We start from the raw sequence: 21256 nt of genomic DNA, 5'->3' as shown, positions 1-21256 counted from the left end.
GGCACGATCGATGTCATGACCGAGCAGACCTTGGCCGAACGGGCCGTGTGGCGCGACACCGAACGGTGTTACCGCGCCGTCGCCGCCCGTGATTCCCGGTTCGACGGCCAGTTCATCATGGCCGTCCGCACCACCGGGATCTACTGCCGCCCGTCCTGCCCCGCGTCGACGCCGAAACAGCAGAACGTCCGCTTCTACCCGACGTCGGCCGCGGCGCAGTCGAACGGCTTCCGTGCCTGCCGCCGCTGCCTCCCCGACGCCGTCCCCGGCTCGCCCGACTGGGACATCCGGGCCGACCTCGCCGCGCGGGCGATGCGGCTCATCTCGGACGGGACCGTCGAACGCGACGGCGTGCCGGGGCTCGCGCGACGGCTCGGCTATTCCGAACGTCAGCTCGGGCGTGTCCTCACCGCGGAACTCGGTGCCGGACCGCTCGCGCTGGCCAGGGCGCACCGGGCGCACTCGGCGCGGCTGCTGATCGAGATGTCCGGCCTCCCGCTGACCGACGTCGCGTTCGCGGCGGGCTTCTCCAGCGTCCGCCAGTTCAACGAGACGATCCGCGAGGTATTCGCGACGACGCCTTCGCAGCTTCGTGCGGCGAGCCTGCGTCGCGGACGTCGCAAGGCCGACGAGACACCGACCGGGACCCGGCTGAGCCTGCGGCTGCCGTTCCGCAAGCCGTTCGACGCGGCCGGGGTGCTGGAGTTCCTGGCCGTCCGGGCCGTCCCCGGCGTCGAGCACGTGACGCGCGACGATTCCGGCGTGACCGCCTATGCCCGCACGCTCCGGCTCGCACACGGCGTCGGCGTGGTGCGGCTGACGACGAAGGACGACCACGTCCTCTGCGACCTGCGGCTCGCCGACCTGCGTGACCTGAGCAGCGCCGTGGCCAGGGTGCGGCGGCTGCTGGACCTCGACGCCGACCCCGAGGCGGTCACACGGGTCCTCGGGGCCGACCCGGCGCTCGCGCCGCTGGTCGAGGCGATCCCCGGCATCCGGGTGCCGGGCGCGGTCGACGGGGACGAACTCGTGCTGCGCGCCCTGCTGTCCCCGGCCGAGGCGGCGTCGCTCGCCGACACCCTCGGCGAGCGTGTGCCCAGCTGCGACGAATCACTGGAAGGGGTGACCACGGTGTTCCCGACGGCGGCCGTGGTCGCCGAACACGGTCCGGAGCGGATCGCCGCCGTGGCCGCCGCGCTGGCGGACGGCGTTTCGGTCCACGTCGGCCGCGATCCCGCGGAGTTGCGGGCGGAACTGCTGGCACTCCCGGGAATCGGGCCCCGGACCGCGGACTACGTCCTGATGCGCGTCCTGGGCGCGCCGGACGTCCTGCTGACCGGTGATCCGGCGCTGCGCCGGGGAGCGGCCGCGCTGGGGATCGCCGACGACGAAAAGACGCTGGCCGAACGCGGGCGGGCCTGGCAGCCCTGGTCCTCGTACGCCGGCATGTACCTGTGGCGCGCTTGAAAGGGAGACGATGAACATCGCTTATTGGTCCACAATGGACACGAAGATCGGGCCGTTCACCGCCGTGGTGGCGGAGGACGGGGCCGTACTCGCCTCGGGCTGGACCGGCGACGTCAGCGAACTGACACCGCTGATCTCGCCGTCACTGGCCCCCGGTGAGGTGAAGCAGCGACAGGACCTGGGACCGGTGAGCACCGCGATCCGCCGGTACCACGACGGCGACCTGGACGCGGTCGCCGACGTCGAGGTGCGGCAGCGGTCCGGCGCTTTCCGGGAGCACGCTTGGGAAATCCTGCGGAAGGTGCCCGCCGGTGAGCCGGTGAGCTATGCGGAGTACGCGACGCTGGCGGGCAATCCGGCGGCGGTGCGGGCGGCCGCGTCGGCGTGCGCGAAGAACGCCGCGGCGTTGTTCGTGCCGTGCCACCGCGTGGTGCGGACCGGCGGCGGCGTGGGGAACTTCCGGTGGGGTGTCCCGGCGAAGCAGTGGCTGCTGACCCACGAAGCCGCCTGAGTGCCCTCGCGAATGCTATGAAAGGCCCGTTACTTGCAAATTTTGCAAGTAACGGGCCTTTCATAGCGCGCGCGAAGCGGGTCAGGCGGCGTGGATTTCGACCGAGGAGCCCGTACGCGCCTTCCGGATCCGCAGCCGGGTCGGGATGCGCTGCCGCAGTTCCTCCACGTGCGACACCAGCCCGACCACCCGGCCACCGGCGCGAAGCTCGTCGAGGATGTTCATGACGATGTCGAGCGTCTCGGCGTCCAGCGTGCCGAAGCCCTCGTCGATGAACAGCGTGTCCAGCAGCGCTCCACCGGTCTCGGCGGCGACGACGTCGGCGAGGCCCAGCGCCAGTGAGAGCGACGCGAGGAAGGACTCGCCGCCGGAGAGCGTCTTCGCGGGCCGGACGGTGCCGGAGTAGTCGTCGAGCACGTCGAGCCCGAGCCCGCCGCGAGTGCCCCGGGCACCGGCCGCGTCGGAGTGCACGAAGGAATACCGGCCCTGGCTCATCGTCCGCAGACGGGCGGTCGCCGCGACCGCGACCTCTTCCAGTCTCGCGGCGAGCACATACGAGCGCAGCGACATCTTCCGCGCGTTCTGCCCGCGCCCGTTGACGACCTCGGCCAGCGCCTTCAGTTCGAGGTACCGCTCTTCGACCGGCGCCAGCCCCGCCATCAGGGACGCCATCCGCTCGGCCACGCCGGTCAGGTCGGTGTGCCGGGACGTGGCCGTGCGCAGCGCCGCGAAAGCCTGCTCGGCTTCGCCCTGGGTTTTCCGCGCCGCCTCTTCGGAGGCCACGACGTCGATCTCGTCCTCGGGCGAGATGCCGAAGAGTTCCGGCGCCGCCAACGCGCGCCGCTCGGACTCCTCCATCACCTTCGCGTCGGCGAGGCTGGTCTCCAGTTTCGTGACCTGCTCGTCCGGCCGCGACGCGGCCCGCATCGCCTCGAGATCCGCGAAACCCTTGGCCTGCAAGGCTTTCTCGACCAGTTTCGCCTGCTCGTCGCGACGCTCGCGGGCACCCACGACACCGAGGCGCGATTCGGCGAGCGCGTCGAGGCGGGTCGCGAAACCGAGCAGGTGCCGCCGCCGGGCGGCGACGTCGGCGAACTCGCCGCGCGCGCTTTCCAGCCGTCGTTCCCGTTCGGCCAGCCGTTCCGTGAGACCCCGGACCTCGGTCGCTGCCTCGGCCGCCCGCTGCCCGGTCACGCGACGGCGTTCGGTCAGCTGCTCGGTCTTCCGTTCCAGTTCGAGGAGCTGCTTCTCCAGGACGGGCTTGCGGCGCGCCGTTTCCGACAGCGACGCGCCCAGCTCCCGCGCCTCGCCGAGTTCGGCCCGCAGCGCCTCGGCGGTGCGCTCGCACAACCGCTCGACCAGCGTCTTAAGCCGTCCTTCGGCTTCCAGCAGCGAGGTTTTCGCTTTCTCCCGCCGCTTGTCGGCCTGCTGCTCGGCGGCTTCGGCGCGGCGTTCGTCCTCGGGATCGACGAGGCCACCGGTGTGCGTGGCGGGCGCCGGATGCTCGGTCGCGCCGCACACCGGGCAGTCCTCACCCGCGGCCAAGCCGGCGGCGAGTTCGGCCGCCATCCCGTCGAGACGGCGCTCACGCAGGTCCAGGCGATGCTGCCGCGCCTGCTGATGGGCGTCGACGGCGTCGCGGACCAGTCCACGAGCCTGCTCGACGGCCTGCTCCGCTCCGGGCACCTCATCGGCGTCCCGGACCAGCGCGGTCAACTCGTCGAAACGGGTGCGGACGCCTTCGAGTTTCGCCTCGGCTTCGGCGGCCGCGAGCGCCTCGGCACGCAACGCCGTGATCTTCTCCGGCACGGATTCGAGTTCGGCGACGAGTTCCTCGGCCTGCTTCTCCGCCTCCTTCGCGGCGGTGCTCAGCTGATCTCGGCGGACCAGATCCCGTTGCTGCTGCTCGCCTTCGGCCACGAGTTCGGCCAGCGCGCCCGCTTCTTCGCGCAGCCCGCCGGCACGGGCGCGGAGTTCGGCGGCGGAACTGTCCGCGGCGTCCGGCACCTCCCGGGTCCGGAGCGCTTCCGCGGCCTCCGCCTCGGCGAGCTGGTTCGAGCGGCGTTCGAGCAGATCGGCCTCAGCGGCGACGCCTGCCGCACGATGGGCCGCTTCGACCTCTTCCGCCCACTCCGCGCGCTGATCCGCCTGCTCGGCGATCGCCGAAAGACGCGTGTACGCGGTGCGCACCCGGCGGATGCGCTCGGCGGTGGACCGGTTCTCCTGCCACACGGCCTCAGCCGTCTTCGCGGCCTTCCGCGCCTTCTCTTCCTGTTCCCGTGCCTGCGCGACAAGCTCGGTGGACTCCGCGAGGACCGCCTCGACCCACTCGGCCTGCCCCTCTTCGGGCGCCTCCTGCCGGGCGACCTGCGCGAACCGCGCGACCCACTCCCGCAGCGATTGCTGCCGCGCCTGCAGCTCACGGCCACGCTCGGCGCGCAGATCCGCGAACCAGTTTTCGACGTCGGAGAACCGCTCGGTGCCGAACAGCCGCTCCAGCAGTTCCTCGCGTTCGGCCGTGTTCGCCCGCAGGAACCGCGCGAACTCGCCCTGCGGCAGCAAGACCACCTGGAAGAACTGCTCGTGCGTCATGCCGATGAGCCGCTCGACCGTGCGCGCGACCTCGTCGATCCGCGTGATGCCTTCGGCCACGTGCCCGGCGGGCACCGTGCCGACCCAGCTCAGCACCGCCTTGGCCTGCTGGAGGGTCATCCCCTCGCCACGGCGCTTCGGCCGCTGGTACTCGGGATTGCGCGCGATCCGCATCCGCTGGCCCTGCACGGTCAGTTCGAGGACGACCTCGGTGACCTGATCCGGCTCGGCGAGATCGCAGCGCAGCCGCTTGACCTCGCCTCGAGCGCCGGGGACGGTGCCGAACAACGCGAACGCGATGGCGTCGAGCAGGGTCGTCTTTCCCGCGCCGGTGTCGCCGTGCAGCAGGAACAGCCCGTCGGCGCCGAGCACGTCGAAGTCCACCACCTCGCGGCCCGCGTACGGGCCGAAAGCGGCGACCTCCAACCGGTGCAACCTCATACTTCGCGCTCCCTGCCCGCGGCGCCCAGCGCTGCCAGCACGAGCCGCTCCTCGCTCTCCGTCGGCGCGGACCCGCGGCAGTCCTCGAGGAAACCGCGCGTGATCTCGACGTCGGAACGCCCGCGGACGGCTTCGGCGTACTTCAGCGCGGCTCCGGCGTGACCGCCTTCCGGCTGCCAATCCAGGTGCACGGCGTACGGGAAGCGCTCGCGCAGTTTCCGCATCGCGTCGATCGGGCGGACCCGGTCGGTGATCGTGAAGGAGAGGAAGTGGTCGGTGAGACCGTCGTGTTCCGGGTCCGACAGGAGATCCGCCAGCTCGCCGCTGAGCATCGCGAGCTGGCGCGGGACCGGCAGTTCGTGCCGCCGGACCTCGGCCAGCCCGTCTGCGCCGAGGTCGACCAGCCAGACGGATTTCCGTTGGCGCGTCTCGGAAAACGAATACGCCAGCGGACTGCCCGAATAGCGCAGGTGCTCGGCGAGGGTCTGCGGGCCGTGGAGGTGGCCGAGCGCGACGTAATCGACGCCGTCGAACACCGAACCCGGCACCTGCTCGACGCCACCGACCGCGATGGTCCGCTCGGATTCGGTCGGCTCGCCGCCGGTGACGAAGGCGTGCGCGAGCACCACCGACCGCGTTCCCTGCGGCCGTTCGGCGAGGTCTGCGCGGATCCGCCGCATCGCCTCGGTGAGGACGCCGGTGTGGCCCCGGGCTTCGGGAACGCCGAGGGCGTGACGCGCGGGCTCCGGTTCGAGGTACGGGATGCCGTAGAGGGCGACGTCGCCGTGTTCGTCGGGCAGCAGCACGGGCTCGGCGATGCCGTCGATCGTGGCGCGCAGGTGCAGCCCGCCCGCCGCGGCGAATTCGGCGAACGCGCCCAGCCGCGGCGCGGAGTCGTGGTTGCCCGGCGTCATCACCAGCTGCGCCCCGGCCTGACGGAGCCTGCCGAGCGCGGTGGTGGCGACCCGGACGGCCTCCGCCGAGGGCACCGCACGGTCGTAGATGTCGCCGGAAACGAGGACGACGTCGACCGACTCGGCGACCACGAGATCGGCGAGGTGACCGAGCACGGCTTCCTGCTCGGCGAGCAGATCGGCGCCGTGGAACGTGCGGCCGATGTGCCAGTCGGACGTGTGCAGGAGCTTCACGCAGCCCAAGGTAGGGCCGCGCACCGGCCGAAGAGGGGAGGCGCGCCCTTGGCGGCACCGCGCTTTCCGACACGCCGGGGACGGCCCAGGTCAGATACGGAGCGCGACCGCGCCACCCGGTTTTTGTCGGTGGGTTCCGCCATGATGTCCCGGACTCGGATCCGGAGGGGAGGTACCGGTGGCGACGGTGATCACCACCGCGGCCGTCGTGCTCGCGCTCCTGCTGCTCGTCGCCGTCGCGTTGCTGTGGCGGCTGTACAACGACGGCATGCGGCGGGCGGACGCGGCGGCGAAACTGGTCGACGCCGAACGGTCGAAGGCGGATCAGCAGCAACTCGCGCTACGCCGGTACGAGGTCGCTTTCGCCTCGATCAGCGGCCGCGGTGAGCTGGGCGAAAAGGTCCTCCTGGAGACCGCACGCGCACTCGGGCTCCGCGAAGAACTGCACTTCACGCTGCAAACGGACCTGGCGGGCGGTGGCGCCGCGAAACCGGACATGGTGCTGCGGGTCGGCGGCGGGCGGACGGTGCCTGTCGACGCGAAGGCGAGCATGGCCTGCTGGGCCGAAGCCGTCGAGACCAACGACCCCGAAGAACGGCTCGACGCGCTGCGCGTGCACGTCCGGCAGCTCCGGTCGCGGGCGGCCGAACTGGCGGGCAAGGGCTACCAGCGCTGGGCCGACGCGATCTACGGGACGATCATGTTCGTCCCGTCCGACGCGGCCGTCGTGGCCGCGCTGGACACGGACCCGGAGCTGCTGCGCTGGATGCTGGACCGGCGGGTCTTCCTCTGCGGGCCGACCGGATTCGCCGTGCTGGCGTCCGCGGCGCTGTTCGCCGCGACCGAGCGGGCGCTGGTCGAGGACGTCGAACAGGTCCGGGCGGGCGCCGCGGCCGCGCACCGGGCCGCGGGCAACGCGGTCGACGCGCTGAACCTGTCGAGTACGCACCTCCAGCGCTTCATCTCGGCCCGGCGCCGGGAACTGGAGGCGCTCGAGAGCTTCCGGAGCACGGTCTCCCCGCTGACGGACGCGGCGGGCAGCCCGGCGCCGGTGCCCCTGATCCGGAAGGCGGACGAGCTCCCGGCCTCGTGAGTGGTAAGGACGGTTAGAACCGTCCTTACCACTCACGAGAGGACGTACCCCACCTGCGGTTTCCGGAATCGGAGGCTCCGTTTCGGCCCGCTTGACAACCTTGTCGCACGCCCACGCGTAGTACCTCTCGAAAGCACCCGGGCAGTTCGTCCGGGTGGTCCGGGATGACCACTACCAGGCGATCGACATACCGCCTGTTGGCGGTATGTCCGCAGCTTGGATATACGGTGGGACCTGTGACCGCGATTCGCGATCGCCAGAGCGATCCTGATGCCGACGACGTTCCCGTAGCCTGGGACGAGCGTCCGCTCGTCGGCGCCAGGCGCGGGCTGCCCTGGTGGGCCGCCGTCCTGGTGGGCTTCGGGCTCGCCATCCTTGGCGCCTTCATCGACGTGATGACGCAGAAGGACCTGGGCCTGCTGTTCAAGATCTTCTACGCGCTCGGCGCGGTGGCCGCCGTGGTGGCCGTCCAGCGCAGAGGGCTGTTCGGCCCGATGGTGCAGCCGCCCCTGGTCCTCGCCGTGACCGTGCCGGGAGTCATCCTCCTGACCTCGGACAACAGCAAGGGCTCGGATCTGCTCGAGAGAGCCTTCGACATCGGCACCCCGCTGATCAACGGCTTCCCGACGATGGCCCTCACCACCGGTGTCACCCTGGCGATCGGTTTCTTCCGGATCTACCGCGAACGCGATCCCGACGCACCGGTGAAACTGAAGGCGAACGCCAAACCGGACCGTCGCGACGAGGCGAAACCGCCGGTCAAGCCCGCTGCCGCCGCGGCGGGCCGCCGTCCGGCCGCCAGGACCGGGCAGACGCCGCCCCCGCCGTCACGCCGGGGTGCGCCCCGGGACGACGCGCCGCCGCGCCGCCGTCCGGTCGACGACGAGCGCCGTCCTCGCCGCGACGCCGAGCCCGGCGCTCGCAAACCACCGCCTCCGGGACGTCAGCCCCGGCGCCCGCGTCCGCCGGAAGACGGCGAACCCCGCCGTCGCGACCCTCGCGGCGAGAGCGCCCCTGGTGCCCCGCGCCGCCGTCCGGCGCGTCCGGACGATCCTCGCCGAGGCGGTCAACCGCCGCGCCGCCGCCCTTGGGACGACGAGCGCTGAAGCAAGGGACCTTTGCTCTCGCCTGAGCCTCTGACCAGCCGAAAAGGGCCGCCCGAGGAACTCCTCGGACGGCCCTTTCTCGTACTCGAAGCCTAGGCCCTGCCGACCTTCTTCAGCTCGTGCGGCAGCGCGAAAGCGATCTTCTCGTTCGCCGTGGTGACCTCGTCGACGTTGTCCCAGCCGCGCTCGGCCAGCCACGTCAGCAGGTCCATGACCAGCACCTCCGGCACCGAAGCACCGCTCGTGACGCCGACGGTCTCGACGCCTTCGAGCCACGCTTCATCGACTTCGTGCGCGAAGTCGACCAGGTGCGACGCGCGCGCCCCCGCCTTCAGCGCGACCTCGACCAGGCGCTTCGAGTTGGACGAGTTCGTGGAGCCGACCACCAGGACCAGGTCGCACTCGGCGGCCATGGCCTTGACCGCGACCTGGCGGTTCGTGGTGGCGTAGCAGATGTCGTCGCTGGGCGGGTCGGCCAAGGCGGGGAACTTGTCCCGGAGCTGGTCGACGCGCTCCATGGTCTCGTCCACCGAAAGGGTGGTCTGTGAGAGCCAGATGACCTTCGACGGGTCGCGGATCTCGACCTTGTCGACGTCTTCGGCGGTGTCGACGAGCTGCACCTTGTCGGGAGCTTCGCCGGCGGTGCCTTCGACCTCTTCGTGGCCTTCGTGGCCGATCAGCAGGATGTCGTAGTCGTCCTTCGCGAACCGGTTGACCTCTTTGTGCACCTTGGTCACGAGAGGGCAGGTCGCGTCGATGGTCCGCAGATTGCGCTCGGCCGCCTCGGCGTGCACCGCGGGCGAGACGCCATGCGCGGAGAACACCACCAATTCGCCTTCCGGCACCTCGGAGGTCTCGTCGACGAAGATCACCCCGCGGTCGCGCAGGGTCTCCACGACATGCCGGTTGTGCACGATCTCCTTGCGCACGTACACCGGTGCGCCGTAGAGCTCGAGTGCCTTCTCGACGGCGATGACCGCACGATCGACGCCCGCGCAGTAGCCGCGAGGCTTGGCGAGCAGGACACGTTTGCCACCTGCCGGCACACCGGACTCGGTGATCGTCGGACTGCCGGCTGGCGTGATTCCGGGACTCGCAGAACTCATGACCCCCAGGGTACGGGCTGCCCCGGGGGCTCCTCGCACTCACGTTCAGGTGACCTGGGAACCCCTCTAAAGTATGTGCGTGGAGTCACGTCCTGTGAGCCGACCCACCCGTTCGGTTGGGCAGGATGGACCAGATACGGCAGGCTAGACGTATGAAGCCTCTCCCGCTCCCCCTCCGGGTCGCCGCGGGCCTCGCCGTCACCACCGCCGAGCGGGTTCGCGAACTTCCCAAGCAGCTCACCGGGCTCCCCGTCACGGTGGTCAGCCAGGTCCTCCAGTTCTCCATGCGCGTCCAGCAGCACGTCACCGAGCTGGCGATCAAGGGCGACGACGCGTTGTCGGGTCTCCGCCCGGTCGAGGACGCCCCCAGCTGGGCGACCTTCGACGAGGACCTCCCGCCGGACCTCGGCGAACGCCGCTACGAACGCGACTCGTGCGTGATCCCGTTGCGGGAAGACCCCGAGGTTCCCGAACCGCGTGCCGAGACGAACGGCCACTTCCACGACCTCGAAGCGCTCACCGAAGACCCGTGGGCCGAGGAGGAGCGCGCGCTCGCCGAGGACCACGCCGACGGCGAGTTCGACAGTTCCGCGGCCCCCGTGACCTCCGGCCCGGCCGGGCTGGAGGACTACGACACGCTCACGTTGCCCCAGCTGCGCGCCCGCCTGCGCCGGTTCGACCTCGCGCAGCTGGAAGAGCTGCTGACCTACGAAAAGGCGAACGCCGACAGGGCGTCATTCGTCGGCATGCTCGCGCGTCGCATCGGAAACGTGAAGAAGGCGGAAGCCGACGGCGACGACACCGGCAGCGCGGAAGGCCGGTGAGCGCCGAACCCACCGCAGCACCGGCGGGGCCGTCCACCACCGCCGAGAACCCGTGGCCGGTCCGCACGGTCGCCCGCAAGGTCGGCGAGTGGATCAACCGGCTCGGCGCGGTCTGGGTGGAGGGCCAGGTCACGCAGATCTCGGCCCGCCAAGGCACCAACACCGCGTTCCTGACGCTGCGCGACCCGTCCGCGGACGTGTCGATGTCGGTGACCTGCCCGATGGGCCTGCTGCGCACGATCGAACCGCCGCTGCGCGAGGGCGCGAGCGTCGTGATCCACGCGAAGCCGACGTTCTTCATGAACCGCGGCTCGCTGAGCCTGCGCGCCAACGAGATCCGCGCGGTCGGCATCGGCGAACTGCTCGCGCGGATCGAACGGCTGCGACGGCTGCTGGCCGCCGAGGGCCTGTTCGCACCCGAACGCAAACGCAAGATCCCCTTCCTGCCCAAGGGGATCGGGCTGATCACCGGTCGCGCGTCCGCCGCCGAACGCGACGTGCTGGTGAACGCGCAGGCCCGCTGGCCGCATGTCGCGTTCAAGGTGATCAACACCGCCGTGCAGGGATCGCTCGCGGTCCCGCAGATCCTCCAGGCACTGTCCAAACTGGACCGTGACCCGGAGGTCGACGTCATCGTGATCGCGCGCGGCGGCGGCAGTGTCGAAGATCTGCTGCCGTTCTCCGACGAGGCGCTGTGCCGCGCGGTGTCCGCGGCCGGCACGCCGGTGGTCAGCGCCATCGGGCACGAGCCGGACACCCCGCTGCTCGATCACGTCGCCGACCTCCGCTGCTCGACGCCGACGGACGCCAGCAAGCGGATCGTGCCCGACGTCCGCGAGGAGACCCAGCGCGTCCGCCAGATGCGCGACCGCGGCCGCCGCGCCCTGCACGGCTGGGTGGACACGCAGGTCAGGCTGCTGACCCAGATGCGCAGCCGTCCGGTGCTCGCCGATCCGCTCGGCCCGGTCCAGCGGCGTTCCGACGACGTCGAGATCCACCGCGAACGCGGGCGCCGCGCGATGCTCACCCTGCTCGCCAAGGATCAGGCGGAGATCGCCAGCGCCCGCGCGCGGCTGACCGCGCTCGGCCCGGCGGCGACCCTCGAACGCGGCTACGCGGTGGTGCAGTACACCGACGCCGAAGGCAACCTCCAGGTACTCCGGTCCGTCTCCGAAGTCACGGACGGCGCGAACCTGCGCGTCCGCGTGGTCGACGGCGCGCTCGGCGCCGTCGTCGCGGGAGAGGCGGAGGAGAACAGTTGACGGCGAGTTTCCTGCCTTTGACCGTCGACGCCGCCCAGCGCGCGAACGCCCCCGGTGTGTTGCACAACGCGCTGCTGACCGACCACGCCGCCGCCGAATGCTGGACCGTGCTGCTGGCGGGCTGCCAGGCCGAGGCGCTCTTTTCCGCCGAGGGCTCATCAGCGCCGTATTCGACCAAACGCGGCCTCGACGCGCAGCTGCGGAAGCTCTCCGAAGCGACGGCTGAGCACGTCGGCACCCGATGGTGGTTCGCGGAGGGGTCCGAGCACCGCAAACGGGTGGCCCGGGCGCAGGAAACCCTCGTCGCGGCGATCGCGGAGGGTGACGGCCAGGAGTTCGCTCTCGCCTTCGTGGGTTACGACAACGCCATGGCCGGCGCGGTAGTGTGCGCGGGTATCGGCAAGCACCGACGTCCGGTAGAAGGAAGCACAGCGTGAGCAAACCCGGTGGCGAGACCGCCGAACTCGGCTACGAGCAGGCCCGCGACAGGCTGGTCGAGGTCGTCCGCGAACTCGAAGCGGGTGGGCTGTCCCTGGAGCAGTCGCTCGCTCTCTGGGAAAAGGGCGAGCAACTGGCGAAGGTCTGCGAGCACCATCTCGAAGGCGCGCGCGAGCGGATCGAGGCCGCGCTGTCGTCGGTCGAGGACGAGACCGGCAACGGTCAGTGACGTTCACCATGCTCTCGAGCCACCGAACCACCGTGGGTATCTGAGAGACTGGGACCCCGCCGAGTTCCTGACCCGGGAGGCCTCATGCCCACCCCCACCTCGTCCGCCAGCTCTTCCCGACGCCGTGAAGCGCCCGATCGCAACCTCGCGATGGAACTGGTCCGCGTGACCGAAGCCGCCGCGATGGCCGCGGGCCGCTGGGTGGGGCGCGGGGACAAGATCGGCGGAGACGGCGCCGCCGTGGACGCGATGCGCCAGCTGGTCTCGACCGTGTCGATGCGCGGTGTCGTCGTCATCGGCGAGGGCGAGAAGGACGAAGCCCCGATGCTGTTCAACGGGGAAGAGGTCGGCAACGGCGACGGGCCGGACTGCGACGTCGCGGTCGACCCGGTCGACGGGACCACCCTGATGGCCAAGGGCATGCCGAACGCGCTGGCCGTGCTCGCGGTCGCCGAACGCGGCGCGATGTTCGACCCGTCCGCGGTCTTCTACATGGAGAAGCTCGCCGTCGGCCCGGACGCCGCGGGCAAGGTCGACCTCGCCGCCCCGGTCGCGGAGAACATCCGCCGGGTCGCGAAGGCCAAGAACTCCAGCGTTTCCGACGTCACCGTGTGCATCCTCGACAGGCCGCGTCACGAACAACTGATCAAGGAGGTCCGCGAGGCGGGCGCCCGGATCCGGTTCATCTCCGACGGTGACGTCGCGGGTGCGATCGCCGCGGCCCGCCCGAGCACCGGCGTCGACATGCTGCTCGGTATCGGCGGCACCCCCGAAGGCATCATCGCGGCCTGCGCGATGAAGTGCCTCGGCGGCGAACTGCAGGGCCGCCTGTGGCCGAAGGACGACGCGGAGCGCGAGAAGGCACTGGCCGCGGGCCACGACCTCGACCGCGTGCTCGGCAACGACGACCTCGTCCGCGGCGACAACGTGTTCTTCTGCGCCACCGGCGTCACCGACGGCGACCTGCTGCGCGGCGTGCACTACCGCGCGGGCGGCGCGACCACCCAGTCGATCGTGATGCGCTCGAAGTCCGGCACGGTCCGGATGATCGACGGCTACCACCGGCTGACCAAACTCCGCTCGTACTCGTCCGTCAACTTCGACGGCCACCTCGACGATTCACTGGAAGACGACGTCGTTCCCCCGCTCCCCTAAGGAGAATCAGTGCTCAAGCGCGTGCTCGTGGTCCTGTTCGCGGCGATGGTCTTCATGCCGGTCGGACAGGCCACGGGCGCGGGCGACCTCGTCGGAGGCAGAGAGGCCGACGAGCCTTATCCGTTCATCGTGTCGCTGCATTCGGCCTCCGGCAAGGCTTTCTGCGTCGGCGCGCTGATCGCGGCGGAGTGGCTCGTGACGGCAGGGCACTGTGTCGAGAGCAAGAACCCGGCGAACCTGAGCGCGCGGATCGGCAGCAACGACAACACCCAAGGCGGCGAGATCGCGAGGCTCGCCGAGGTCGTCGTGAACCCGTCCTACAACCCCGAGCCCGAACACGCGGGCGGCGATCTCGCCCTGGTGCGGCTGGCCGCCCCGGTGAAGGCGGCGCCGATCGCGATCGGGGCCATCGTGGCGCCGGGAACGCCGACGCGGCTGCTCGGCTGGGGCCAGACGTGCCCGACCACGGGCTGCGGCAAGGGTCCGGCGAAGCTGCAGCAACTGGACACGAAGATCGTCGAAGGTGTGCGCTGCACCGCGAAGTTCGACGGCGCCGTCGAGTTGTGCACCGACAATCCCGACGGGAAGTCGGGTTCGTGCTACGGCGATTCCGGTGGTCCCGAAGTCGCCAAGGTGGACGGGAAATGGGTGCTGCTGGGCACGATCAGCCGTCCGGGCAACGCCGATCCGGTGTGCGCGACTTCGCCGTCGATCGCGACTTCGGTGGTGGCCTACGCGCAGTGGATCGCGGAGAAGACCACACCGCCCGCACCCGCTCCGCCTACGCCCGCTCCGCCCGCTCCGCCCGCACCCGCTCCGCCCGCTTGAGAGATGCAATGAAAGGCCCGTTACTTGCAAATTTTGCAAGTAACGGGCCTTTCATTGCACGCGCTACTCGGCGTTGCTGGAGTGACCGGGGAACAGGTGCGCTTCCGGGTTCAACGCCACCGCGATGTTGTTGACCGCCGTCGCCGCTTCCCCGAATCCGGTCGCGATCAGCTTCACCTTCCCCGGGTACGCCGCGACGTCGCCCGCCGCGTAGACCCGCTCCCGCGGGGTCGCCATCGTCGAGTCGACGGCGATCGCGCGGTGGTCGATCTGCAGTCCCCAGCTTTCGATCGGCCCGAGATCGGCGGTGAACCCGAGCGCCGCGACCACCGCGTCGGCGGGCAGCACTTCGGGTTCGGCGCCTTTCACCTGGATCTCGACCTCCGCGAGCGCGCCGTCGCGGTCGAAGAACCGGGTGACCTCGGCGTCGGTGACGATCCGCACGCCGAGTTCCCGCGCCTGCCGCACGATGGACTCCGCGGCGCGGAACCGCGCGCGGCGGTGCACGAGGGTGACGCTCGCGGCGACCGGATGCAGGGCGAGCACCCAGTCGAACGCCGAATCCCCGCCGCCGACGACGACCACGTGCTGGCCCGCGTGCGCCTGGAGCGCGGGCACGAAGTGGACCATGCCGCGGCCGAGCCAGCCGTCACCGGCGGGCAGCGGACGCGGGGTGAACTCGCCGATCCCGGCGGTGATCAGCACCGCGCCGGCACGCAGGACCTGTCCCCCGTCGAGCGTGACGGTGATGCCGTCCTCGACGCTTTCGAGTTTCTCCGCCTTGCGCCCGAGCAGGTACACCGGTTTGAACGGCGCCGCCTGATCGACCAGGCCCTGCACCAGGTCCCGGCCACGGACCTCGGCGAATCCGCCGACGTCGTAGATCATCTTTTCGGGGTACATCGCGGTGACCTGGCCGCCCGCCTCCGGCAGTGAATCCACGACGGCCATCGAAAGGCCGCGGAATCCCGCGTAGTAGGCGGCGAAAAGACCCGTCGGACCTGCCCCGATGATGACGAGGTCGTACGACGTTTCCCCAGCGGACTCGCTCATTCGGCACTCTCCCGGCCGGTGGTGGGCGGCGTGATCGAGAACACATTCGATCCTAGCCCTCGCGTGCCGAAAGACACGGAGCGCGCCAGCGGCCACTGCGCGAAACTTGAGGCATGGCTGAACAGGAATACCGGATCGAACACGACACCATGGGCGAGGTGCGCGTCCCCGTCGACGCCCTCTACCGCGCGCAGACGCAGCGCGCCGTCGAGAACTTCCCGATCTCCGGCCGTGGCCTGGAGCGCGCCCAGATCCGCGCGCTCGGCCTGCTGAAGGCCGCGGCGGCGCGGGTCAACGCGCGCCTCGGCGTGCTGGACGCCGAGGTCGCCGAGGCCATCGCGAAGGCCGCCGACGAGGTCGCCGAAGGCAAGCACGACGCGCATTTCCCGATCGACGTGTTCCAGACCGGTTCCGGGACCTCGTCGAACATGAACGCCAACGAGGTCATCGCGACGCTGGCGTCGCGCGCGCTGGGCCGCGACGTCCACCCGAACGACCACGTCAACGCGTCGCAGTCCTCGAACGACACCTTCCCGACGACGATCCACGTCGCCGCGACGGAGGCCGTCCTGTCCGACGTGATCCCGGCGCTGGAGTATCTGGCCGCCGCGATCGAGACCCGGGCCGCCGAATGGTCGGACATCGTGAAGTCCGGCCGCACGCATCTGATGGACGCCGTCCCGATCACCTTCGGCCAGGAGGCGGGCGCGTGGGCGTCGCAGGTCCGGTTCGGTGTCGAACGGCTGAAGTCGGGCCTGCCGCGACTCGGTGAGCTGCCGATCGGCGGCACCGCGGTCGGTTCCGGGCTGAACGCGCCCGAGGGTTTCGGCTCGGCCGTTTCGCAGGAGCTGGCGTCGGTCACCGGTCTTCCGCTGACCGAGGCGCGTGACCACTTCGAGGCGCAGGCGACGCAGGACAGCGTCGTCGAGACGTCCGGGCATCTGCGCACGGTCGCGGTGTCGCTGAACAAGATCGCGAACGACCTGCGCTGGCTGGGTTCCGGCCCGCGCACCGGGCTCGCCGAACTCGCGCTGCCGGATCTGCAGCCGGGTTCGTCGATCATGCCGGGCAAGGTGAACCCGGTGATCCCGGAGGCGACGCTGCAGGTGGTCGCGCAGGTGATCGGGAACGACGCGGCGGTCGCTTTCGCGGGCGCGGCGGGCAACTTCCAGCTCAACGTGAACCTGCCCGTCATCGCGCGCAACGTGCTCGAATCGGCGCGGCTGCTCGCGGCGGTCTCGCGGCTGCTGGCGGACAAGGTGTTCGTGGGCGTGACGGTGAACGCCGACCGCGCGCGGGAGTACGCCGAGGGTTCGCCGTCGATCGTGACGCCGCTGAACTCCTACATCGGCTACGAAGAGGCCGCCGCGATCGCGAAGCTCGCGCTCAAGGAACTGAAGACGATCCGCGAGGTCGTGATCGAACGCGGTCACGTCGCGAACGGCAAGCTCACCGAGGCCCAGCTGGACGAAGCGCTCGACGTGCTCCGGATGGCGCGCGGCGGCCGCTAAGCGCCGAGAGCGGCCACTGCCGCGTGGAGCGGTGAGGCGAGCGACGCCGCCAACCCGCCCGGCGGCGTCGTCTCGGTGAACAGGTGCAGCCACGTGAGCACCGGGCCGAGCAGGATCGCGTGCACGAGCGCCGGATCGGGCCGTCGCGAGAGTTCCCCTCTCGCGACGGCCCGTTCCAGCGTTTCGACCAGATATCCGCGTTCACGGCCGAGGAAGACCTCGCCGAACCGGGCCTCCAGCACCGGATCGGCCCGGACGTCGGCGAGCAGCGACGGCAGCGCCCGCCGCAGTTCCGCACCGTCCAAAGAGGACTCGATCACCGCGAGGACCGCCGCCACGTCACCCCGCAGCGAACCGGTGTCCTCGGGCGGTTCGAGTTCGACGGGATGGATCACCGCGGCGAACACCAGTTCCGCCTTCGACCGCCACCGCCGGTACACCGCGGCCTTGCCGACCCCCGCCCGCGCCGCGACCGCGTCGATCGTGCAGCGCTGGTACCCGGTTTCGGTCAGCAGCGCCCGCACGGCCTCGCGGACCGCGTCGTCGATGCCCTCTTCCCTCGGCCTGCCTCGCACCATGCATCCCAGTTTACGAGACTGACAGTTCCGTATATCGTCGGGGTATGACCTGGACCAGAACCTCGCGCGAAATCCTGCCCGTCCCGCCGTCCGCGCTCTGGGCGGCACTGGCCGACTTCACCCGGTGGCCCGACTGGGATCCCGACCTCACCGGCGCCGAACTGCACGGTCCCGCCGAGGTGGGCTCGACCGGTTTCCTCGTACCGAACGGATTCCGCGGCCGCGTGCACTCACGGGTCGCCGAGCCGTTCACGATCACGTCGCTGATCCAGGACCGCGAGATCGCCCTCCGCCAGCCGATTCCCTTCGGTGTCATGGATCTCGTGCTGGAACTGACCGCGGTCGACGGCGGGACGGAGTTCGTCCAGAAGGTCACGCTCACCGGGCCGCTGCGCGCGGTCATGGTCGCGGTCATCGGCGGCGACGTCGTCAAGCACTTCGACGTCAAATGCGCCCGGCTCACCGAACTCGCGGCGGCGCAGGCCGACCACGACGCCTGAAGACACCAGCGCGACCCCGATCACCTGGGAGAGCCGGAAATCCTGCATGCCCAGCAGCAGGGAGACGGCGAGACCGGAGACCGGCATCAGCCCCACCAGCACCCCGGCCCGATCCGCACCGAGTGCGGAAACGGCCGAATACCAAAGAAGAAACGCGATCGCCGTGACGACGACCGTCAGATAGCCGAGCGCGATCAGTTCACGCTCGTCCGGCCACGCCCAGGCGCCGGACGGGTCGGCGATCGTGCCGACGACAGCGCCGCCGACGCCCGCGGCACAACAACTCCAGGTCGCCGTCGCCAGCGGCCCGAGCCTCTCGAGCACCCCGACGGCGAGCAGGGTGAACAGCGCCTCACACACCATCGCCAGCGCCGCGAGCACCAATCCTTGCCAGCGCGCCGCCCCGCCGCCGGACAGCACGGCGATCCCGAGTCCGGCGAGCACCGCCCCGGTCACCGGCGCCCATGACGGCCGTTTCCCCTTAGTCAGCGGTCCGGCCAGCGCGAGCACGAGCGGCGTGCCGCCGAGGAACGCGGCGACCAGGCCGGGTTCGGCGTACCGCTGCGCGAACAGCAGGCACGCCTGGAACCCGATCATCCCGGTCGCCGCGAGAGCGATCAGCGACGGCACGTCGCGCGGGCCGGGCAGCGGCAACGGCCGACCGCTCAACCGCGCCCACGCCAGCAGGAGCAGTCCCGCCAGCGCGTAACGCAGTGCCTGTCCGGTGATCACCGGGTAGCCGTCGAGCATTCCCGTCACCGGCACGGACGCGCCGACGATCAGCACCCCCAGTACGCCGATCGTCACGCTTCTTCGTTCGCTGACCATGTCACCACGATGTCGGCGAATTGGCCCTTGGGACAGGGCCAGAACGTGACCGCTGGACAGGACCATAAGCCGGGCGCCGGTACCGGGTGGGTCCAGCAGGACCAGGCACCCGCCACGCGGAATCGGGATACTTGTCGACATGACCGAGACGGCCGAGCTGGGCGACTTCCTCAAGGCACGCAGGGCCGCGCTGGATCCGGCCGACCTCGGCCTGCCGACGGGCTTCAACCAGCGGCGGGTCGCCGGGCTGCGGCGCGAGGAGCTGGCGCAGCTGGCCGGAATCAGCGTCGACTACTACACGCGGCTGGAGCAGGGGCGGGCCCGCAACGTGTCCGATTCCGTCCTCGATTCGCTGAGCCGGGCGCTGCGGCTGCACCGCGACGAGGAGACGTACCTGCGCAACCTGGCCGCGCCGAAGCGCAAACGCATCGCCCGGCCCCGCGCGCAGCGGGTCCGGCCGGAACTGCAGCAGATGCTGAACGCGATCCAGTCCCCGGCGTTCGTCTTCGGCCGCTATCTGGACGTGCTGGCCTGGAACCCGCTCGGGGCCGCGCTGTCCTTCGACTTCGCCGCCTGCCCGCCCGGCGAGCGCAACATCCCGAAGATGTTCTTCCTCGACGAGCACGCCCGCGAGATGCACCCGGAGTGGGAGACCGTGGCGAAAGAGGTCGTGGCGAACCTCCGGGCCGAGAGCGGGAAATACCCGGACGACCCGTACCTCGCCCAGCTGGTCGGCGAGCTCTCGCTCGGCAGCGAGGAGTTCCGGAAGCTGTGGGCGAAGCACACCGTGCGCGAGAAGGCGCACTCGTGGAAGGTGATGATCAACCCGGTCGTGGGTGAACTCCGGCTGCGTTACGAGACGCTGCGGCTGCCCGACGATCCGGACCAGGCCCTGGTGATCTACACCGCCGAGCCCGGTTCCGCCGGCGAGCGTGGGCTCGCGCTGCTGGCCAGCTGGGTGGCGGATCCCGCGCACGCCTGAACCCGCTCGGCGGGAAACTGTCGGTCCCCGGGGTCATGATGGACCCATGTTGTTCACCGCGGTGGTGACCGCGTCGGCCGAACTGGCCGCCACGAGGTCCAGGAAGGCGAAGATCGCCACCCTGGCCGCACTGCTGCGCGCCGCAGGCGAGCCGGAGCTCCCCGCGGTGGTCGCGTTCCTCACCGGGCAGCCGACGCAGGGCCGCATCGGCACCGGCTGGCGGACGCTGGCCGAGCTGAACGCGGCACCGGCCGCCGAGCCGTCGTTGACCGTGGCCGAGGTCGACACGGCGCTCGGCACGGTCGGGGCGGCGTCCGGCTCCGGCTCGGTGAAACTGCGCACGGAGACGTTGCGGGCGTTGTTCGTCAGGATGACCAAGGCCGAGCAGGAGTTCCTGTTCCGGCTGCTGACCGGCGAGCTACGGCAGGGCGCGCTCGAAGGGATCATGGTGGACGCCATCGCGGCGGCGTCCGAGATCCCGGCCGAGGACGTCCGGCGGGCGTTCATGTTGTCCGGGCAGCTGCCGGTGACGGGCCTGGCGGCGATGACCGGCGGCAAGGAACGGCTGGCGGAGTTCAAACTCGCCCTGGGCAGGCCGATCCGGCCGATGTTGGCGTCTCCGGCGGAGTCGCTGGAAGAGGCCGTCGCCGAGCACGCCGGGGCCCTGGTCGAGTACAAGATGGACGGCGCGCGGATCCAGGTCCACCGCGACGGTGAAGAGGTCCACGTCTACACGCGGACGCTGCGCGAGATCACCGGCAGCGTCGGTGAACTGGTGGAGCTCGTGCGCTCGCTGCCCTGCACGTCGGTGGTGCTCGACGGCGAGACGCTGGCGCTGACCGACGACGGCAGGCCGAGGCCGTTCCAGGAGACGATGAGCCGGTTCGGCAGCAGCCGCGACGAACAGGTCAAGGCGTTGCTGCTACGGCCGTATTTCTTCGATTGCCTGCATCTCGACGGCACCGACCTGCTGGACGCTCCGCTGTCCGAGCGGAACGTGGCCCTGCGCAAGGTCGCGGGCGAGCACGTGATCCCCGGTGAGATCGCGCCCGCTTCGGCCGAAGCGGTGTTGGAAGCGGCGATGGCCGCCGGGCACGAGGGCGTGATGGTCAAGGACCTCGCGTCGCCGTACGCGGCGGGCCGCCGCGGGCGCGCTTGGCTCAAGGTGAAACCGGTGCACACGATCGACCTGGTCGTCCTCGCCGCGGAATGGGGACACGGCAGGCGCACCGGCACGCTGTCGAACCTGCACCTCGGCGCGCGCGACCCCGACGGCGGGCCGCCGATCATGGTCGGCAAGACGTTCAAGGGCATGACCGACGAGCTGCTGGCCTGGCAGACGAAGACGTTCCAGGAGATCGAGACCCATCGCACGGACTGGGCGGTGCACGTGCGGCCGGAGCTTGTCGTGGAGATCGAACTCGACGGGGCCCAGGTGAGCACGCGCTATCCGGGCGGGCTCGCGCTGCGCTTCGCGCGCGTCGTCCGATACCGGCCCGACAAGGAGGCCGCCGACGCCGACACCATCGACACCGTGCGTGGTCTCCTCAAGCCCTGACAGCAACTAGAGGACTAATCGCGGCGAGGAGGCGCCCCCGATCGAG

The 21256-nt window shown here is 70.7% G+C and carries 19 protein-coding genes and 1 pseudogene; 14 read left to right on the top strand and 6 right to left on the bottom strand.

Annotation, left to right across the window (positions count from 1 at the left end; genetic code table 11):
• The first annotated feature begins 15 nt into the window (after nt 1-15).
• Together ACLJPX_RS14705 and ACLJPX_RS14700 are read left to right on the top strand one after the other, a co-directional pair.
• The gene (locus tag ACLJPX_RS14705; protein ID WP_410600564.1) at nt 16-1467 is read left to right on the top strand and encodes a DNA-3-methyladenine glycosylase 2 family protein; all 1452 of its coding nucleotides are present in this window, start codon (nt 16-18) and stop codon (nt 1465-1467) included.
• 10 nt (nt 1468-1477) lie between these two features.
• Entirely contained in the window at nt 1478-1978 is a 501-nt protein-coding gene (locus tag ACLJPX_RS14700; protein WP_410600563.1) for a methylated-DNA--[protein]-cysteine S-methyltransferase, read from the top strand.
• Between the two features lie 81 nt (nt 1979-2059).
• Here the strand turns inward: ACLJPX_RS14700 and ACLJPX_RS14695 are convergent, their stop codons facing one another.
• Together ACLJPX_RS14695 and ACLJPX_RS14690 are read right to left on the bottom strand one after the other, a co-directional pair.
• Nucleotides 2060-5011: an AAA family ATPase gene (locus tag ACLJPX_RS14695; protein WP_410600562.1), complete on the bottom strand. Its 2952-nt coding sequence runs from the start codon at nt 5009-5011 to the stop codon at nt 2060-2062.
• On the bottom strand, nt 5008-6159 hold the full coding sequence (locus ACLJPX_RS14690; RefSeq protein ID WP_168214407.1) for an exonuclease SbcCD subunit D: 1152 nt from the start codon (nt 6157-6159) through the stop codon (nt 5008-5010). The genes ACLJPX_RS14695 and ACLJPX_RS14690 overlap by 4 nt, the downstream gene beginning before the upstream one ends.
• Before the next feature lie 178 nt (nt 6160-6337).
• On the opposite strand from ACLJPX_RS14690, the gene rmuC reads away from it, so the two are divergent.
• Together rmuC and ACLJPX_RS14680 are read left to right on the top strand one after the other, a co-directional pair.
• Nucleotides 6338-7252 (top strand): DNA recombination protein RmuC, encoded by a 915-nt coding sequence (rmuC, locus tag ACLJPX_RS14685; protein WP_101610488.1) that lies wholly within the window; start codon nt 6338-6340, stop codon nt 7250-7252.
• Between the two features lie 236 nt (nt 7253-7488).
• Complete coding sequence (locus ACLJPX_RS14680; RefSeq protein WP_410600561.1) at nt 7489-8358, top strand: DUF6542 domain-containing protein; 870 nt, start codon at nt 7489-7491, stop codon at nt 8356-8358.
• Nucleotides 8359-8450: 92 nt separating this feature from the next.
• On the opposite strand, the gene ACLJPX_RS14675 is transcribed toward ACLJPX_RS14680, so the two are convergent.
• Nucleotides 8451-9464: a 4-hydroxy-3-methylbut-2-enyl diphosphate reductase gene (locus ACLJPX_RS14675; RefSeq protein ID WP_410600560.1), complete on the bottom strand. Its 1014-nt coding sequence runs from the start codon at nt 9462-9464 to the stop codon at nt 8451-8453.
• Between the two features lie 152 nt (nt 9465-9616).
• Between ACLJPX_RS14675 and ACLJPX_RS14670 the strand changes: the two genes are divergently transcribed.
• The 6 genes from ACLJPX_RS14670 to ACLJPX_RS14645 all read left to right on the top strand — a co-directional run bounded on the left by ACLJPX_RS14670 (nt 9617) and on the right by ACLJPX_RS14645 (nt 14200).
• Nucleotides 9617-10288 carry a lipid droplet-associated protein gene (locus ACLJPX_RS14670; RefSeq protein ID WP_101610493.1) on the top strand — a complete coding sequence of 224 codons (672 nt, stop codon included), beginning with the start codon at nt 9617-9619 and terminating at the stop codon, nt 10286-10288.
• Nucleotides 10285-11550 (top strand): exodeoxyribonuclease VII large subunit, encoded by a 1266-nt coding sequence (gene xseA / locus ACLJPX_RS14665; RefSeq protein ID WP_410600559.1) that lies wholly within the window; start codon nt 10285-10287, stop codon nt 11548-11550. Before ACLJPX_RS14670 ends, xseA begins: the two co-directional genes overlap by 4 nt.
• Entirely contained in the window at nt 11547-11987 is a 441-nt protein-coding gene (locus ACLJPX_RS14660; protein ID WP_410600558.1) for a hypothetical protein, read from the top strand. Before xseA ends, ACLJPX_RS14660 begins: the two co-directional genes overlap by 4 nt.
• Nucleotides 11984-12217, top strand: coding sequence for an exodeoxyribonuclease VII small subunit (locus tag ACLJPX_RS14655; protein ID WP_191255335.1), 234 nt, complete (start codon nt 11984-11986; stop codon nt 12215-12217). Before ACLJPX_RS14660 ends, ACLJPX_RS14655 begins: the two co-directional genes overlap by 4 nt.
• Before the next feature lie 84 nt (nt 12218-12301).
• Nucleotides 12302-13372 carry a class II fructose-bisphosphatase gene (gene glpX, locus ACLJPX_RS14650; RefSeq protein ID WP_174720460.1) on the top strand — a complete coding sequence of 357 codons (1071 nt, stop codon included), beginning with the start codon at nt 12302-12304 and terminating at the stop codon, nt 13370-13372.
• 9 nt (nt 13373-13381) lie between these two features.
• Nucleotides 13382-14200 carry a S1 family peptidase gene (locus tag ACLJPX_RS14645; protein ID WP_410600557.1) on the top strand — a complete coding sequence of 273 codons (819 nt, stop codon included), beginning with the start codon at nt 13382-13384 and terminating at the stop codon, nt 14198-14200.
• A 63-nt stretch (nt 14201-14263) separates the two neighbouring features.
• On the opposite strand, the gene ACLJPX_RS14640 is transcribed toward ACLJPX_RS14645, so the two are convergent.
• Nucleotides 14264-15253, bottom strand: a complete 990-nt coding sequence (locus ACLJPX_RS14640; protein WP_410600556.1) for an NAD(P)/FAD-dependent oxidoreductase — start codon at nt 15251-15253, stop codon at nt 14264-14266.
• A gap of 113 nt (nt 15254-15366) precedes the next feature.
• Here ACLJPX_RS14640 and ACLJPX_RS14635 point away from each other — a divergent pair, with 113 nt between their 5' ends.
• Nucleotides 15367-16764: a class II fumarate hydratase gene (locus ACLJPX_RS14635; RefSeq protein WP_410600555.1), complete on the top strand. Its 1398-nt coding sequence runs from the start codon at nt 15367-15369 to the stop codon at nt 16762-16764.
• On the opposite strand, the gene ACLJPX_RS14630 is transcribed toward ACLJPX_RS14635, so the two are convergent.
• Complete coding sequence (locus ACLJPX_RS14630) at nt 16761-17342, bottom strand: TetR/AcrR family transcriptional regulator (protein ID WP_410600554.1); 582 nt, start codon at nt 17340-17342, stop codon at nt 16761-16763. The two genes, ACLJPX_RS14635 and ACLJPX_RS14630, sit on opposite strands and share 4 nt — an antisense overlap.
• A 44-nt stretch (nt 17343-17386) precedes the next feature.
• On the opposite strand from ACLJPX_RS14630, the gene ACLJPX_RS14625 reads away from it, so the two are divergent.
• Complete coding sequence (locus tag ACLJPX_RS14625; protein WP_410600553.1) at nt 17387-17842, top strand: SRPBCC family protein; 456 nt, start codon at nt 17387-17389, stop codon at nt 17840-17842.
• Here the strand turns inward: ACLJPX_RS14625 and ACLJPX_RS14620 are convergent.
• Nucleotides 17840-18670: pseudogene (locus ACLJPX_RS14620) on the bottom strand (DMT family transporter); the annotation flags it as partial. The gene ACLJPX_RS14625 and the pseudogene ACLJPX_RS14620 sit on opposite strands and share 3 nt — an antisense overlap.
• Nucleotides 18671-18809: 139 nt before the next feature.
• On the opposite strand from ACLJPX_RS14620, the gene ACLJPX_RS14615 reads away from it, so the two are divergent.
• Both ACLJPX_RS14615 and ACLJPX_RS14610 read left to right on the top strand, forming a co-directional pair.
• Nucleotides 18810-19652 (top strand): helix-turn-helix transcriptional regulator, encoded by an 843-nt coding sequence (locus ACLJPX_RS14615; RefSeq protein ID WP_410600552.1) that lies wholly within the window; start codon nt 18810-18812, stop codon nt 19650-19652.
• 46 nt (nt 19653-19698) lie between these two features.
• Complete coding sequence (locus ACLJPX_RS14610; protein WP_410600551.1) at nt 19699-21210, top strand: ATP-dependent DNA ligase; 1512 nt, start codon at nt 19699-19701, stop codon at nt 21208-21210.
• The last annotated feature ends 46 nt before the right edge of the window (nt 21211-21256 follow it).

Source organism: Amycolatopsis sp. lyj-90 (assembly GCF_046549035.1).
Lineage (GTDB): Bacteria > Actinomycetota > Actinomycetes > Mycobacteriales > Pseudonocardiaceae > Amycolatopsis.
Note: the sequence above shows the minus strand (reverse complement) of the source record. Positions and strands in the feature narration are given on the sequence as shown.

Bases quoted from the DNA above. Each gene is read 5' to 3' on its own strand.
- ACLJPX_RS14705 (WP_410600564.1), top strand. From the start codon at position 16: ATGACCGAGCAGACCTTGGCCGAACGGGCCGTGTGGCGCGACACCGAA.
- ACLJPX_RS14700 (WP_410600563.1), top strand. From the start codon at position 1,478: ATGAACATCGCTTATTGGTCCACAATGGACACGAAGATCGGGCCGTTC.
- ACLJPX_RS14695 (WP_410600562.1), bottom strand. From the start codon at position 5,011: ATGAGGTTGCACCGGTTGGAGGTCGCCGCTTTCGGCCCGTACGCGGGC.
- ACLJPX_RS14675 (WP_410600560.1), bottom strand. From the start codon at position 9,464: ATGAGTTCTGCGAGTCCCGGAATCACGCCAGCCGGCAGTCCGACGATC.
- ACLJPX_RS14670 (WP_101610493.1), top strand. From the start codon at position 9,617: ATGAAGCCTCTCCCGCTCCCCCTCCGGGTCGCCGCGGGCCTCGCCGTC.
- glpX (WP_174720460.1), top strand. From the start codon at position 12,302: ATGCCCACCCCCACCTCGTCCGCCAGCTCTTCCCGACGCCGTGAAGCG.
- ACLJPX_RS14640 (WP_410600556.1), bottom strand. From the start codon at position 15,253: ATGAGCGAGTCCGCTGGGGAAACGTCGTACGACCTCGTCATCATCGGG.
- ACLJPX_RS14635 (WP_410600555.1), top strand. From the start codon at position 15,367: ATGGCTGAACAGGAATACCGGATCGAACACGACACCATGGGCGAGGTG.
- ACLJPX_RS14630 (WP_410600554.1), bottom strand. From the start codon at position 17,342: ATGGTGCGAGGCAGGCCGAGGGAAGAGGGCATCGACGACGCGGTCCGC.
- ACLJPX_RS14625 (WP_410600553.1), top strand. From the start codon at position 17,387: ATGACCTGGACCAGAACCTCGCGCGAAATCCTGCCCGTCCCGCCGTCC.
- ACLJPX_RS14615 (WP_410600552.1), top strand. From the start codon at position 18,810: ATGACCGAGACGGCCGAGCTGGGCGACTTCCTCAAGGCACGCAGGGCC.
- ACLJPX_RS14610 (WP_410600551.1), top strand. From the start codon at position 19,699: ATGTTGTTCACCGCGGTGGTGACCGCGTCGGCCGAACTGGCCGCCACG.